The 12985-nt window shown below is 71.8% G+C and carries 11 protein-coding genes; 6 read left to right on the top strand and 5 right to left on the bottom strand.

Going from position 1 to position 12985, the window contains the following annotated elements; all coding sequences use genetic code 11:
• Positions 1-43: 43 nt before the first annotated feature.
• The 4 genes from IAG44_RS11885 to IAG44_RS11870 all read left to right on the top strand — a co-directional run bounded on the left by IAG44_RS11885 (position 44) and on the right by IAG44_RS11870 (position 4232).
• Positions 44-949, top strand: coding sequence for an ABC transporter ATP-binding protein (locus IAG44_RS11885; protein WP_187747100.1), 906 nt, complete (start codon positions 44-46; stop codon positions 947-949).
• Entirely contained in the window at positions 946-1737 is a 792-nt protein-coding gene (locus IAG44_RS11880) for an ABC transporter permease (RefSeq protein ID WP_187747099.1), read from the top strand. Before IAG44_RS11885 ends, IAG44_RS11880 begins: the two co-directional genes overlap by 4 nt.
• A gap of 13 nt (positions 1738-1750) precedes the next feature.
• The gene (locus tag IAG44_RS11875) at positions 1751-3016 is read left to right on the top strand and encodes a sensor histidine kinase (protein ID WP_187747098.1); all 1266 of its coding nucleotides are present in this window, start codon (positions 1751-1753) and stop codon (positions 3014-3016) included.
• Between the two features lie 598 nt (positions 3017-3614).
• Positions 3615-4232 (top strand): response regulator, encoded by a 618-nt coding sequence (locus IAG44_RS11870; RefSeq protein WP_187752631.1) that lies wholly within the window; start codon positions 3615-3617, stop codon positions 4230-4232.
• Positions 4233-4304: 72 nt separating this feature from the next.
• On the opposite strand, the gene IAG44_RS11865 is transcribed toward IAG44_RS11870, so the two are convergent.
• From IAG44_RS11865 to IAG44_RS11850, 4 genes are all read right to left on the bottom strand, one after another.
• Complete coding sequence (locus IAG44_RS11865) at positions 4305-4811, bottom strand: ATP-binding protein (RefSeq protein ID WP_187747097.1); 507 nt, start codon at positions 4809-4811, stop codon at positions 4305-4307.
• Positions 4812-5130: 319 nt separating this feature from the next.
• Positions 5131-5898: an enoyl-CoA hydratase/isomerase family protein gene (locus IAG44_RS11860; protein WP_187747096.1), complete on the bottom strand. Its 768-nt coding sequence runs from the start codon at positions 5896-5898 to the stop codon at positions 5131-5133.
• 86 nt (positions 5899-5984) lie between these two features.
• A complete protein-coding gene (locus tag IAG44_RS11855) occupies positions 5985-7223 on the bottom strand; it encodes a L,D-transpeptidase (RefSeq protein ID WP_187747095.1) in 1239 nt (412 codons plus the stop codon).
• Positions 7224-7368: 145 nt separating this feature from the next.
• The gene (locus tag IAG44_RS11850; protein WP_187747094.1) at positions 7369-8589 is read right to left on the bottom strand and encodes a L,D-transpeptidase; all 1221 of its coding nucleotides are present in this window, start codon (positions 8587-8589) and stop codon (positions 7369-7371) included.
• Between the two features lie 177 nt (positions 8590-8766).
• Here IAG44_RS11850 and glgX point away from each other — a divergent pair, with 177 nt between their 5' ends.
• Complete coding sequence (gene glgX, locus IAG44_RS11845) at positions 8767-11010, top strand: glycogen debranching protein GlgX (protein WP_187747093.1); 2244 nt, start codon at positions 8767-8769, stop codon at positions 11008-11010.
• Positions 11011-11109: 99 nt separating this feature from the next.
• A complete protein-coding gene (locus tag IAG44_RS11840) occupies positions 11110-12516 on the top strand; it encodes a sulfatase-like hydrolase/transferase (protein ID WP_187747092.1) in 1407 nt (468 codons plus the stop codon).
• On the opposite strand, the gene IAG44_RS11835 is transcribed toward IAG44_RS11840, so the two are convergent.
• Entirely contained in the window at positions 12513-12932 is a 420-nt protein-coding gene (locus tag IAG44_RS11835; RefSeq protein ID WP_187747091.1) for a hypothetical protein, read from the bottom strand. The genes IAG44_RS11840 and IAG44_RS11835 overlap by 4 nt on opposite strands.
• Positions 12933-12985 lie beyond the last annotated feature (53 nt).

The raw sequence follows: 12985 nt of genomic DNA, 5'->3' as shown, positions 1-12985 counted from the left end.
TCGGCCGATGTGAGGGGTGGGGGTGGTTCGGGAGGGTGGAGTCATGCCCGTCATCGAAGTCACGGATCTGCGCAAGACGTACGGCGCCCACAGGGCGGTGGACGGAGTCTCCTTCGCCGTGGAGGAGGGGGAGATTTTTGGGGTGCTCGGTCCCAACGGGGCCGGGAAGACGACGACCGTGGAGTGTGTGGAGGGGTTGCGGGTCCCGGATGCCGGGCGGGTCCGGGTCGCCGGTTTCGATCCTGTCACCGAGCACGCGCAGGTCGCGCAGGTGCTCGGTGCGCAGCTCCAGCAGAGCGAGTTGCAGCCGAAGCTGACGGTGCGCGAGGCGCTGGAGCTGTACGCGTCCTTCTACGCGCGCCCGGCGGACTGGCGTCCCCTCGCCGAACGCCTCGGACTCACCGGCAAGCTGAACACCCGGTTCGCGAAGCTCTCCGGCGGACAGAAGCAGCGCCTGTTCATCGCCCTCGCGCTGATCGGCGACCCCAAGGTCGTCGTCCTGGACGAACTCACCACCGGTCTCGATCCCCGCGCCCGCCGCGACACCTGGGAGCTGATCGAGGACGTCCGCGCGGGCGGCGTGACCGTCCTGCTCGTCACCCACTTCATGGAGGAGGCCCAGCGCCTCTGTGACCGCATCGCGGTGATCGACAAGGGCAGGATCGCCGCCCTCGACACCCCGGCCGGCCTGATCCACCGCTCGGCCGGCGCCACGATCATCAGCTTCACCCCCTCCGCCCCCCTCGACGACCGCGACCTCGCCACCCTCCCCGCCCTGGCCGCCGTCAGCCACAAGGACGCCCGCCTCACCCTCTCCGGCACCGACGAGACCGTCAACGCCGTGATCACCCTCCTCGCCCGCCGCCACATCACCGCCCACCAACTCCGCGTCACGGACGCGACGCTGGACGACGCGTTCCTCGACCTGACGAAGGGCGCGACGGCATGAACACCTCCCGGAAGCCGGCCCCGATGCCCCTCGCACCCACGCCCGCCCTCCCCTTCAACCCCGCCGTCCTCAAAGCCGAACTCCGCCTCTTCCGGCGCGAACCCGGCGCCCACTTCTGGATCCTCCTCTTCCCCACCCTCCTCCTGGTGATCCTCGGCTCCATCCCCTCCTTCCGGCAGCCGGACGACTCCTTCGGGGGCCTGCGCCCGGTGGACGCGTACGTGCCGGTGACCGTGCTGCTCGGGCTGATCGTCGGCGGGCTCCAGTCGATGCCGCAGACCCTCACCGGCTACCGGGAGCGCGGCATCCTGCGGCGGATGTCGGCGACGCCGGTGAAACCGTCGGCTCTGCTGACCGGCCAGATGGTGATGTACGGCGCGGCGGCCCTCACCTCCTCGCTGCTGGCGCTGACGGTGGGACGCCTCGCGTTCGACGTGACGCTGCCGAGGCAGCCCGCCGGATACGCCCTGGCGCTGCTGCTGACCCTGCTCGCCGCCCTCGCGCTCGGCGCCGTCATCTCCGCGCTGTCGCGGACGACGAAGGTCGCCGGCGCGATCGGCTCCGCCGTGTTCTTCCCGTCGATGTTCTGCGCGGGCGTGTGGATGCCGGTGCAGACGATGCCGCACGGCCTCGCGGCAGCCGTCGGCTACACCCCGTTCGGCGCGGCGGCCGAGGCGCTGAACCAGGCGGCGGCCGGCCACTGGCCCGGCTGGGGGCACCTGGCCGTCCTGGTCGCCTGGATCGCCCTGCTGACCGGTGCCGCCGCGCGCTGGTTCCGCTGGGAGTAGGAGACTGGGCGACATGACCGTGCGGGACACGCAGATCGACTGGCGCTGGGAGCAGCTGCACCTGTGGGGCCCGTACGGGATGCTCGGGATCAGCGTCGTCCTCGGGGTGATCGCCGCCGACCTGACGCCGCGCCCCGCCGGGTGGTACGCCGCCGGCGCGCTGGTCGTCGCGGCGCTCGCGCTCCAGCTGTGGTGGCACGTGACCCGGCACCGCCGCCCGAACCGGGGCCGCATCCCGACGCCGGCCGGGACGGCGTACTACGTCGTCCGTTGGGCCCTCGCCTTCGCGCTGACGGGGCTCAACCCGTTCTTCGCGTTCTACGCGGCCACCGGGTACATGGACTCCGACGAACTGCTCCCCGGCCGGTGGCGCAGGGTCGGCCTGTTCGTGAGCGCGGTGCCGGTGGCCGGCGCGCAGTCGGGCGGGCTGCCGCCGAAGAACCTCGGCCAGTGGGCCGTGTTCACCGCGCTGCTGTTCTTCCAGTTCGCCCTCCAGGCGGTGATCGCCCACCTCACCGAGGAGGACTCGCGCCGCTCCCACGAACGCGCCGCCACCATCACCGAACTGGAGCGGACCAACGCCGCCCTGCAACAGGCCCTCGACGAGAACGCCGCGCTGCACGCCCAACTCCTCGTCCAGGCACGGGAAGCGGGCGTCGCCGACGAGCGCCGGCGCCTCGCCGCCGAGATCCACGACACGATCGCCCAGGGCCTCGCCGGCATCATCGCCCAGCTCCAGGTCGTCCTGAACACCCCGGACGCGGACGCCGCACGCGAGCACACCGTCCGCGCGCTGGACCTGGCCCGCCACAGCCTCGGTGAGGCCCGGCGCTCCGTCCACAACCTCGCCCCGGTCGCGCTGGCCGACGCCGGGCTGCCCGAGGCGCTGAAGAGCACGGTCGCCGAGTGGGGTGAACGGACGGGCGTCCGGGCCGAGTTCACCGTGACCGGCATCGCCGAGCACCTGCACGACGAGGTCTCCGCGACCCTCCTGCGCATCACCCAGGAAGCCCTCTCCAACGCCGCCCGGCACGCCCACGCCCACCGCCTCGGCGTGACCCTCACGTTCCTCGGCGACGAGGTCATCCTCGACATCCGCGACGACGGCCGCGGCTTCGACCCCCTCGCCCTCCCCGCCCGCACCCGCACCGGCGGCTTCGGCCTCGACGGCATGCGCACCCGCGCCGAACGCATCGCCGGCTCCTTCACGATCGAGTCCGAACCGGCCCACGGCACAGCCCTCTCAGCTCGCGTACCGTTGGTCCCCCATGACCGATAACCAGCCCTCCACCCGGCCCGGCCTTGCGGATGACACGGTGTCCGGCCGCACGCCTGACACCAGGCTCACCCCGGGGCCCGGCTCCCCGTCACCCTCCGCGCCTGGTGCCCCGGCCGATGCCCCCGCCGGCTCCCCGGCCGGCGCTGTGTCCGACCGCACGCCCGACGCCGGGCTTGGCCCTACGCCGGACGCCGCCCGGTCCGGTCCTGCGGACGCCGCCCCGCTCACCCGCACGCCCGACGCCAGGCTCGCCCCGGGGCCCGGCTCCCCGTCACCCTCCGCGCTTGGCGCCCCGGCCGATGGGCTCGTCGGCTCCCCGGCCGGACTTGTGAGCGGAGCTGGGGCCGGCTCCGACGCCGGTGCCCAGGCCGACGTCCGGCCCGGCCCAGACGTCTCGGCCGGTCGCGCGTCCGGCACTGCCCCGGCGCCCGGAACGCCTTCGCGCTCCGTGCCCGGCGCCCCGGTCGACGACCCCGTCGGCTTGCCGCCCGGCGCCTCGCAGGGCCGTGCCCCCGGCACCCCCGCGGACGCCTCGGTCGAAGCCCCCGGCACCGCCCCGGCCGCCCCCCCGAGCGGCGACCCGACCGACGATCCCGTCATCACCCTCCTCATCGTCGACGACCACCCCGTGGTCCGTGACGGGCTGCGGGGGATGTTCGCCTCTGCTCCCGGTTTCCGGGTGCTGGGGGAGGCGGCGGATGGGGTGGAGGCGGTGGAGAGGGTGGCTCGGCTGGATCCGGATGTCGTGTTGATGGATCTGCGGATGCCGGGCGGCGGTGGGGTGGAGGCGATCGCGCGGCTCACGAGGGAGGGCGCGCGGGCGAAGGTGCTCGTGCTGACGACGTACGACACCGACTCGGACACGCTCCCGGCGATCGAGGCGGGCGCGACGGGGTACCTGCTCAAGGACGCCCCGCGTGATGAGCTGTTCACGGCGGTGAGGGCGGCGGCCCAGGGCCGGACGGTGCTGTCGCCGGCCGTCGCGACGAGACTCGTCAGCGCGGTCCGCACGCCCGTGAGCGAACCCTTGTCCGCGAGGGAACGCGAGGTGCTGGCCCTCGTCGCGAAGGGGACGTCGAACCGGGAGATCGCGCGGGAGCTGTTCATCAGCGAGGCGACCGTGAAGACCCATCTCACGCACCTCTACACCAAGTTGGGCGTCAGCGACCGGGCCGCGGCGGTCGCGGTGGCGTACGAACGGAAGATCCTCGGCTGAGCCGAACAGGAGCCGCACAGGAACTGAACAGATCAACGGCCGTACACACCACAGGAGTTCACCACCCGGGAACTACCGGTCCCCCACCCTCATCTCGAACCACGTCGTCTTCCCCCGCGGAAGTAAGTCGACCCCCCAGCGGTCGGACAGCTTGTCCACGAGGTACAACCCCCGCCCGCTGACGTCGAGTTCATGCACCGGCATGAGACACGGCAGCCCCCGCGAGGGGTCACGCACCTCCACCCGGATCCACCCCCGGCGCCGCCGCATCCGCAGTCCGAACACCCGCGCACCGGTATGCCGCACGGCGTTGCCGACCAGCTCGGAGACGAGCAGCACGGCATCCTCGGCGAGCTTGGGCGACAGCCCCCACTGGCGCAGGACGACGAAGTGGGTGAGCCGACGGGCCGCGGCGGCGGACTCGGGCCGGGACGGGAGCGGAACCTCCGCCTCCGTCGGGTCGCCGAACAGCTCCACCGCCTTCAGCGCCCGCTCGTCCTCGACCGCGGGCGACCAGCGCGCCGCGTCGTCCACACGCCCGTGTCCCCGCGGCTGTTCAAAACCCTCCAGCCCCGCCATACCCCCATCATGGCGGGCCGGAGCGCCGCCCGTGGCCGTTCCGGAGGAATACGCCCCCCGCAAGCTACCGGTGCCCGGTGCGCCCCCGGCATATGACCCTGGCAGGAGGGGGTCCACAAAACCCCCGCTGAGCTGCGGCGACGGCTCACTCGGCGGCAATCGACGGCTCCCTCGGCACGACAGACTCGCGGTCACCCCAAGGCTCCCACAAACCGCCCCAACGAGGGACCCGGATGAGACATCACGTCAATTGCAAGCCCCTGGAGGAGATTTCATCAGGGCGATCGCTCACACACCGAACAGCCGAACCCCCCTGCCCTCAGAGGAACTTCGCCTTGCCCGGCCCCTCCTCCACGAAACTCCGCATCCCCCGCTCCCGGTCCTCCGTCGCGAACAACCCCGCGAACCAGTTGCGTTCGACGGCGAGCCCGGTCTCCAGATCGGTTTCGAGGCCCGTGTCGATCGCCTCCTTCGCGGCCCGCAGGGCGATCGCCGGCCCCTGCGCGAGCTTCGCCGCCCACGCGTGCGCCTGCGCGTACACCTCGTCCGCCGGGACGACCCGGTCCACGAGCCCCAGCGACAGCGCCTCGTCGGCCTTCACCATGCGCCCCGTGAAGATGAGGTCCTTCGCCTTGGAGGGCCCGATCAGCCGGGCCAGCCGCTGCGTGCCGCCCGCACCGGGGATGACGCCGAGCAGGATCTCCGGCTGCCCGAGCTTCGCGTTCTCCCCGGCGATCCGGAAGTCCGCGCACAGCGCCAGCTCGCAGCCACCGCCGAGCGCGTACCCGGTGATCGCCGCGACGACCGGCTTCGGGATCCGCGCGACGGCCGTGAACGCGTCCTGGAGGTCACGGGCCCGCAGCACCATCGCCGCGTGGTCCATGACCCGCATCTCCTTGATGTCCGCGCCCGCCGCGAACACCTTCTCCCCGCCGTACACCACCACCGCGCGGACGTCCGCGCGCCGCGTGGCCTCCTCGGCGAGTTCCTTCAGCCGGTCCTGCGTGGCGGTGTCCAGCGCGTTCATGGGCGGCCGGTCGAGCCGCAGCGTGCCGACGCCGTCGGCGACTTCGAGATTCACGGTCATGTGGATCAGGTTAACGGCCACTAACGACAGTGGCCTCGGTGCCGTGAGTCACAGCACCGAGGCCACCCCGTACCCCTACGGACGGACTACTTCGTCCACTCCGCCCACGACATGTTCCACCCGTTGAGCCCGTTGGACGGGTTCACCACCGGGTCCGTCGAGTTCTTCACCACGACGACGTCCCCGACGATCGAGTGGTCGAAGAACCAGGCCGCGGCGACGTCCTTGTCGTACCCGCCCCGCACGTCCCGCAGGCCGATGCAGCCGTGGCTCGCGTTGTAGTTCCCGAACGCGTCCCCGCCCCAGTAGTTGCCGTGCACGAACGTGCCGGAGTCGGTGAGGCGCACGGCGTGCGGGACGTCCTTGATGTCGTACTCGCCGTCGTAGCCGACGGTGTCCCCGTTCATCCGGGTGACCTTGTACTTCTCGCTCATGACCATCTGCCCGTTCCAGGTGGCGTACCCGGGCTTGCCGGTCGTCACGGGGATCGTCCTGATGGTCTTGCCGTCCTGCTGGACGGTCATCGTGTGCTTCTTGGCGTCGACGATGGACACCTGGTTGCGCCCGATGGTGAACGAGATCTTCTTGGTCTGCTCGCCGTAGACGCCCTTGCGCCCCTCGACGCCGTCGAGGTTGAGCGAGACGGTGACCTTCGTCCCGGCCTTCCAGTACTTCTCGGGCCGGAAGTCGAGCCGGTCGTTGCCGAACCAGTGGCCCTGGACGTCGACCGCGGGCACGGTCGTGATCTTGATGGCCTTCTCGACGGCGTCCGGCGAGGTGATCCCGCGCGTGAAGCGCACCGAGAACGGCATCCCGACGCCGACGGTCGAGCCGTCCTCCGGCGTGAAGTTGCCGATGAACGTGTTCTTCGGGCTCAGCGTCGTGAACGTCGAGTCCTCGGCGGCCTGCCGCCCCTCGGCGTCCTTCGCGACCGCGTGCACCTGGTACTTCGTGGACGCCGAGAGATGCGTGGCGGGCGTCCAGCCGGCGCCGTCCGCCGAGATCGCGCCCGCGATCCGCGTCCCCTTGGTGTCCTTGACGACGACCTCGGTCAGCTTGCCCTTCGCGGCGCTCACCTTCAGCGTGCCGCTGGTGTCGACGGCGGTCGCGCCGTTGGCCGGCAGGATGCTGACGACCGCCTCCGACTGCGCGCTCTGCGCGGCGCCCGCCGGCTTGCCCTTCACCTCGTTCTTGCCGGAGTCCCCGGACCCGGAGTCCCCGTTCCCGCCGCACGCGGTGACGGCGAGCAGGAGGGCGCCCGACACGATCGCCAGCCCCCGCTTCCGTCCTCGCACCGACGCCCCCGATATCGGCCGCACGTTCAAGTCCTTCTCCCCTCGAAGGGCCCTGGTCAGGCCCCCACCCCCCGCGCTCGCCGCGCGATCACTGGCGCATCCTAACCGCCGGTATTTGACCATCTCGTCGGATGAACGTCACTGTTTCGTCGCAAAGAGGCCACGCATCTCGTGACTACCCGCCCGCACCACCCGAGACCCACTCTTTCCAGCCCATGTTCCAGCCCCCCAGCCCGTTGTCCGCCGCCACCACCTTGTCCCTGCTGTTGACCACCTCCACCACGTCCCCGATCAGGCTCCGGTCGAAGAACCAGCCCGCCGCCGTCTTCGACGAGCCGCCCCGCACGTCCCGCAGCCCCACACACCCGTGACTGACATTCGCCCGTCCAACGGCGTACGGCGCCCAGTAGTTCCCGTGCAGGAAGGTCCCCGAGTCGGTCAGCCGCATCGCGTGCGGCACGTCCGGGATGTCGTACTCCCCGCCGAACCCGACGGTCCGGCTGTTCATCCGCGTCACCTCAAGCATCTCGGTGACGACCATCTTCCCGTTGTACGTCGGCGTCCTGGGCGCCCCCGCCGTGATCGGCACCGTCGACAGGAGCCGCCCGTCGCGCCGCACCTCCATCGTGTGCGCGGCGGCGTCCACCAGCGAGACCTGGCTGCGCCCGACGGTGAACGTGAACGTCTTGGCCTGCAGCCCGTACACCCCCGGCGCCCCCTCGACGTCCCGCAGCCTCAGCGCCACCGTCACGCGCGTGCCGGGCTTCCAGTACTCCTCGGGCCGGAAGTCGAGCCGTTCCCCGCCGAACCAGTGCGGGCGCACCTCCACCGGCGGGTCGGCGGTGACCTCGACGGCCCGCTCGACGTCCGCCCGGTTGACGATCTCCCGGTTGAACTCCAGTGAGACGATCATCCCGGTGCCCACGGTCGAACGGTTCTCCGGAGTGACGTACCCGATGAACCGCTCGTCCGGCACGAACGTCGTGAACGTGCTGTGCCGGGCCAGCCGGTTGCCCGAGTCGTCGCGCGCCACGACGTCCACGGTGTACCGGGCGGCCAGCGCGAGCCGGTCGTCGTCCGGCCGCCAGCTCCCGCCGTCGTCCGCGATCCGCCCGGGGACGACGGTCTCCTGGGCGTCCTGCACGCGCGCGACCCGCACCGACTCCAGCCGCCCGTGCGGCACGCGCACGCGTAGCCTGCCCTCCGCGCGCACGCCCACCGTCCCGTCGTCCGGCGTCACCCGGATCACGTCCGTCGCCGCCGCCGGCTTGCCGAGCAGCCGGTCGATGCCGCTGCGCCCGTCCCCGGACGTGCACCCGGCGACCAGCCCTGTCCCTGCCACTACGACGGCCAGCGCGGCCCCCGCGCGCCGCGCGCGCCCTTGTCCATGCCTCACGCCCCTCCAACGAGCGGGTGGACCCCGGGGAAACGTGAGGACGACCCCCTGTCTGGGTACGACCGCCGCTGGGCAGAACAGGGGGAAGGACGACGACCACACGCCGGGCAGCCGCGCCCCGCCGTACCCAGCCGGCGGGACGTCCCGGCGGCGGACAGGACGAAGAGGGGCCGACCGGTGTCCAGCACAGCCGAACAGGAGTCAGCGACGCCCCTCCCCGAACACGCGGAGGGCGATCCCGAGGGGGCCGGGACGCGAACGACGCCGAGAGCGGCCGACTCCCCGCCCGTCTGGCCCGGCGCCCCCGTCCCCCTCGGCGCCCGCTTCCGTACCGGCCCCGGCGGGGTCACCGGCACCAACTTCGCCCTCTGGGCGGGCGGCGCCGAGGCGGTCGACCTGTGCCTCTTCGACGACGACGGCCACGAGACCCGCGTCACGCTCACCGAGCTCACCCACGAGGTCTGGCACGGCTTCGTCCCCGGCGTGCGCCCCGGCCGCCGCTACGGCTACCGCGTCCACGGCCGCTGGGACCCCTGGACCGGCGCCCGCTGGAACCCGGCGAAGCTCCTCCTCGACCCCTACGCGCGCGCCGTGGACGGCGAGTTCGCGCTGCCGCCCGAGGTGTACGGGCACGTCCGTGACTGGCCGCAGCAGCACGTCGCCGACACCGTCCGCGACGACCGTGACTCCGCCCCGTACGTCCCCAAGGGCGTCGTCGTGCAGGACGAGGACGACTGGGCCGACGACCAGCGGCCCAAGACGCCCTGGGCGGACTCGGTGATCTACGAACTGCACGTGCGCGGCTTCACCCGCCGCCACCCCGGCGTCCCGCCCGAACTCCGGGGCACCTACGCCGGGTTGGCGCACCCGGCGGCGATCGACCACCTCGTGAAGCTGGGCGTGACGGCCGTCGAACTCCTGCCCGTCCACCAATTCGCCCATGAGGACCACCTGTTGAGGAGGGGCCTGCGCAACTACTGGGGCTACAACTCCATCGGCTACTTCGCCCCGCACGCCGCCTACGCCTCCGCCGGCACGACGGGCGGACAGGTCGGCGAGTTCAAGCGGATGGTTCGCGCGCTGCACGCGGCCGGCATCGAGGTGATCCTCGACGTCGTCTACAACCACACGGCGGAAGCGGGGGAGTTGGGGCCGACGCTCTCCCTGAAGGGCATCGACAACCGGGGCTACTACCGCCTCCAGGAGGACGCCCGCCGCTACGCCGACTACACCGGCTGCGGCAACACCCTGCACGTCGTCCAGCCGCACGTCCTGCGCCTGATCACCGACTCCCTGCGCTACTGGGTCACCGAGATGGGCGTCGACGGCTTCCGGTTCGACCTCGCGGCGGCGCTGGCCCGCTCGATGCACGACGTCGACATGCTCTCCCCGTTCCTCGCCGTGATCGCCCAGGACCCCGTCCTGCGGCGGGTGAAGCTCATCGCCGAGCCCTGGGACGTCGGCTCCGGCGGCTACCAGGTCGGCGCGTTCCCCCCGCTGTGGACCGAGTGGAACGACCGCTACCGGGGCGCCGTCCGCGACTTCTGGCGCGGCGCGCTGCCCGACGTCCGCGAGATGGGCTACCGGCTCTCCGGCTCCAGCGACCTCTACGCCTGGGGCGGCCGGCGGCCCTACGCCTCGGTCAACTTCGTGACCGCGCACGACGGTTACACCCTGCGTGACCTCGTGTCCTACGAACGCAAGCACAACGAGGCCAACGGCGAGGGCAACCGCGACGGCAGCGACGACAACCGGTCCTGGAACTGCGGGACCGAGGGGGAGACGGCCGACGAGGACGTACTCGCCCTGCGCCGACGGCAGTTGCGCAACCTCATGACGACGCTGCTGCTGTCGACCGGCGTGCCGATGCTGGTCGCCGGGGACGAGATGGGGCGCACCCAGGGCGGCAACAACAACGCCTACTGCCAGGACAACGAGACGAGTTGGGTCGACTGGGGGCTGCTGGACGAGCCCGGCTGGCGTGACCTGTTCGAACTTACCGCGCGGCTCATCGAGTTGAGACACCGTCACCCGGTCCTGCGCAGGCGGGCGTTCTTCTCCGGGCGGGCCCGGTCCGCCGACGGGATAAGGGATCTGGCCTGGTTCACCGCGCGCGGCGAGGAGATGACCGCCGCCGACTGGTACGCGCCCGCCTCGACACTCGGGATGTACCTCTCCGGGCGCGACATACCGGGCCGGGACGAACGCGGGGAGCCCGTCGTCGACGACAGCTTCCTCGCGGTGCTGCATGCCGGGGGCGAGCCGGTCGTCTTCACGCTGCCGGGGGTGCCGTGGGCGGAGCGGTACGAGGTCGTCGTCGACACGTCGCACGAACGGCAGGGGGAGGCGGCCGAGTTGCTAGCGGGCGCGGAGGTGAGCGTGCCGGCGCGGACGGTGCTGCTGCTGAAGGTGCGTTCGTGAACACCGTATGAAACCGGACGCCTCCGCCTTGATCCGGGGCGGGGGCGGTCCGCATCCTCGGGACGTTCCCCTTCGCGAATCCCGTGCCGAGGTAGACGTATGTCCGAGATATCCCGTCGTGCGTTCGGCGGTCTGGTGGGCGGCGGCGCGGTCACGGCCGTCGCCGGGACGGCCGCGGATGCGCGGGCGGCCGAAGTGGCGTCCGTGGAACGGCCGTTCAGGGCCGCGCGCCGGGCCGGGAGACGGCCCAACCTCCTCGTCATCCTCGGTGACGACCTCGGCTGGGCCGACCTCTCCTCGTACGGCGCCCCGCACATCAGGACGCCCCATCTGGACCGGCTCGCCCGCCAAGGGGTGCGTTTCACCGACGCCTACTCCGGGTCCGCGACCTGCTCGCCGACCCGGTTCAGCCTCTACACCGGCCGCTACCCGGGCCGTACGCCGGGCGGTCTCGCCGAGCCGGTCGCCAATCGCACGCAGGGGCTCGATCCCGGGCACCCCACGCTGGCCTCGCTGGTGCGGGAGGCCGGGTACACGACCGCCCTCATCGGCAAGTGGCACTGCGGCTGGCTGCCCGACTACAGCCCCACCAAGTCGGGTTGGGACGAGTTCTTCGGCAACCATGGTGGCGTCCTCGAGTACTTCTCCAAGCTCGGTCAGCTCGGTGAGCACGACCTCTACGAGGGCGACGCCGAGTACCAGGACCTGCGCCACTACACGACCGTCCTCACCGAACGGGCCGTCGAGTACGTCTCCCGCGCGCACGACAAGCCCTGGCTGCTGAACCTCAACTTCACCACCCCGCACTGGCCCTGGCTCGCCGAGGGCGACGCGGCGACCGGTGCGGAGATCGCCGCGAAGATCCGCGCGGCGAAGGGTCCCGCCGACATCGTCGCCGCCCTCAACCACCACGACGGGGGCTCGGTCGCCAAGTACGCGGAGATGGTGGAGAGTCTGGACGCGGCCGTCGGCGAGGTCCTGTCCGCCCTGCGCCGCGCCGGGCGCGAACGCGACACGCTCGTCCTCTTCGCCAGCGACAACGGTGGCGAACGCTACTCCTACACCTGGCCGTTGAGCGGCCAGAAAGCCCAACTCCTCGAAGGCGGCATCCGCGTCCCGACCATCCTGCGCTGGCCCGCCCGCATCGACCCCCACCAGGTCAGCCACGTCCCGAACATCTCCCCCGACTGGACAGCCACCCTCCTCGACCTCGCCGGCGCCCATCCCGCCCCCACCCACCCCCTCGACGGCACCACCCTCGCCCCCTACCTCCTCCACGGCGCCCCCGCCCCCACCCACGACCTCTTCTGGCGCGTCCGCACCAACAGAGCCCTCCGCCGCGGCCCTTGGAAGTACTACCAGGACACCACCGGCACCGACCACCTCTACAACCTCACGGCCGACTCCCGCGAACAGGCCGACCTCGCCCTGGACCAGCCGGAGTTGCTGGCAGAGCTGAAGACGGCATGGGAGAGGACGGCGAGCACGCTCCTGCCGTACAGCTAACCCCGGTGCCGCTCCCACCAGTCGGTGATCTCCCGCGCCTTCCGGTCGAACTCGGGGTCCGCGAAGGAGTGAGGGGCGGGGAGGGTGCGGCGCTTGCCGGAGACGGTGTGGAGGACGACTTGGCGTACGCCGAGGAGGGAACGGACCTCCACGAGGGTGATCTCGCTCCAGCGGACCTTGTGGCGGCGGAAGCGCACGTTGAACTCGGTGAGCCGCACCTGGTCGTCGTTGAGGAACGGGACGAGCAGGACGGCCGCCGTGGTGCCGAGCACCATGAACGGCAACTCCCTGGCGCTGAAGACCCAGGCCCCGGAGAGCGTCATCACCAGCAGGAGCGTCACGGAAGGCGCGTAGGCGAGCACCAGTGGGCGTCTGACCTGGCGGCGGCTGAGGCGGTAGGGGCCCGGAGGGTTCACGTGGTGGCCGTTCGTCGGGGGGATGGTGTGGTCGTCACATCATCTGCGGGACG

Source organism: Streptomyces roseirectus, assembly GCF_014489635.1.
Classification (GTDB): Bacteria; Actinomycetota; Actinomycetes; order Streptomycetales; family Streptomycetaceae; genus Streptomyces; species Streptomyces roseirectus.
Note: the sequence above shows the minus strand (reverse complement) of the source record. Positions and strands in the feature narration are given on the sequence as shown.

Bases quoted from the DNA above. Each gene is read 5' to 3' on its own strand.
- IAG44_RS11885 (WP_187747100.1), top strand. From the start codon at position 44: ATGCCCGTCATCGAAGTCACGGATCTGCGCAAGACGTACGGCGCCCAC.
- IAG44_RS11880 (WP_187747099.1), top strand. From the start codon at position 946: ATGAACACCTCCCGGAAGCCGGCCCCGATGCCCCTCGCACCCACGCCC.
- IAG44_RS11875 (WP_187747098.1), top strand. From the start codon at position 1,751: ATGACCGTGCGGGACACGCAGATCGACTGGCGCTGGGAGCAGCTGCAC.
- IAG44_RS11865 (WP_187747097.1), bottom strand. From the start codon at position 4,811: ATGGCGGGGCTGGAGGGTTTTGAACAGCCGCGGGGACACGGGCGTGTG.
- IAG44_RS11860 (WP_187747096.1), bottom strand. From the start codon at position 5,898: ATGACCGTGAATCTCGAAGTCGCCGACGGCGTCGGCACGCTGCGGCTC.
- IAG44_RS11840 (WP_187747092.1), top strand. From the start codon at position 11,110: ATGTCCGAGATATCCCGTCGTGCGTTCGGCGGTCTGGTGGGCGGCGGC.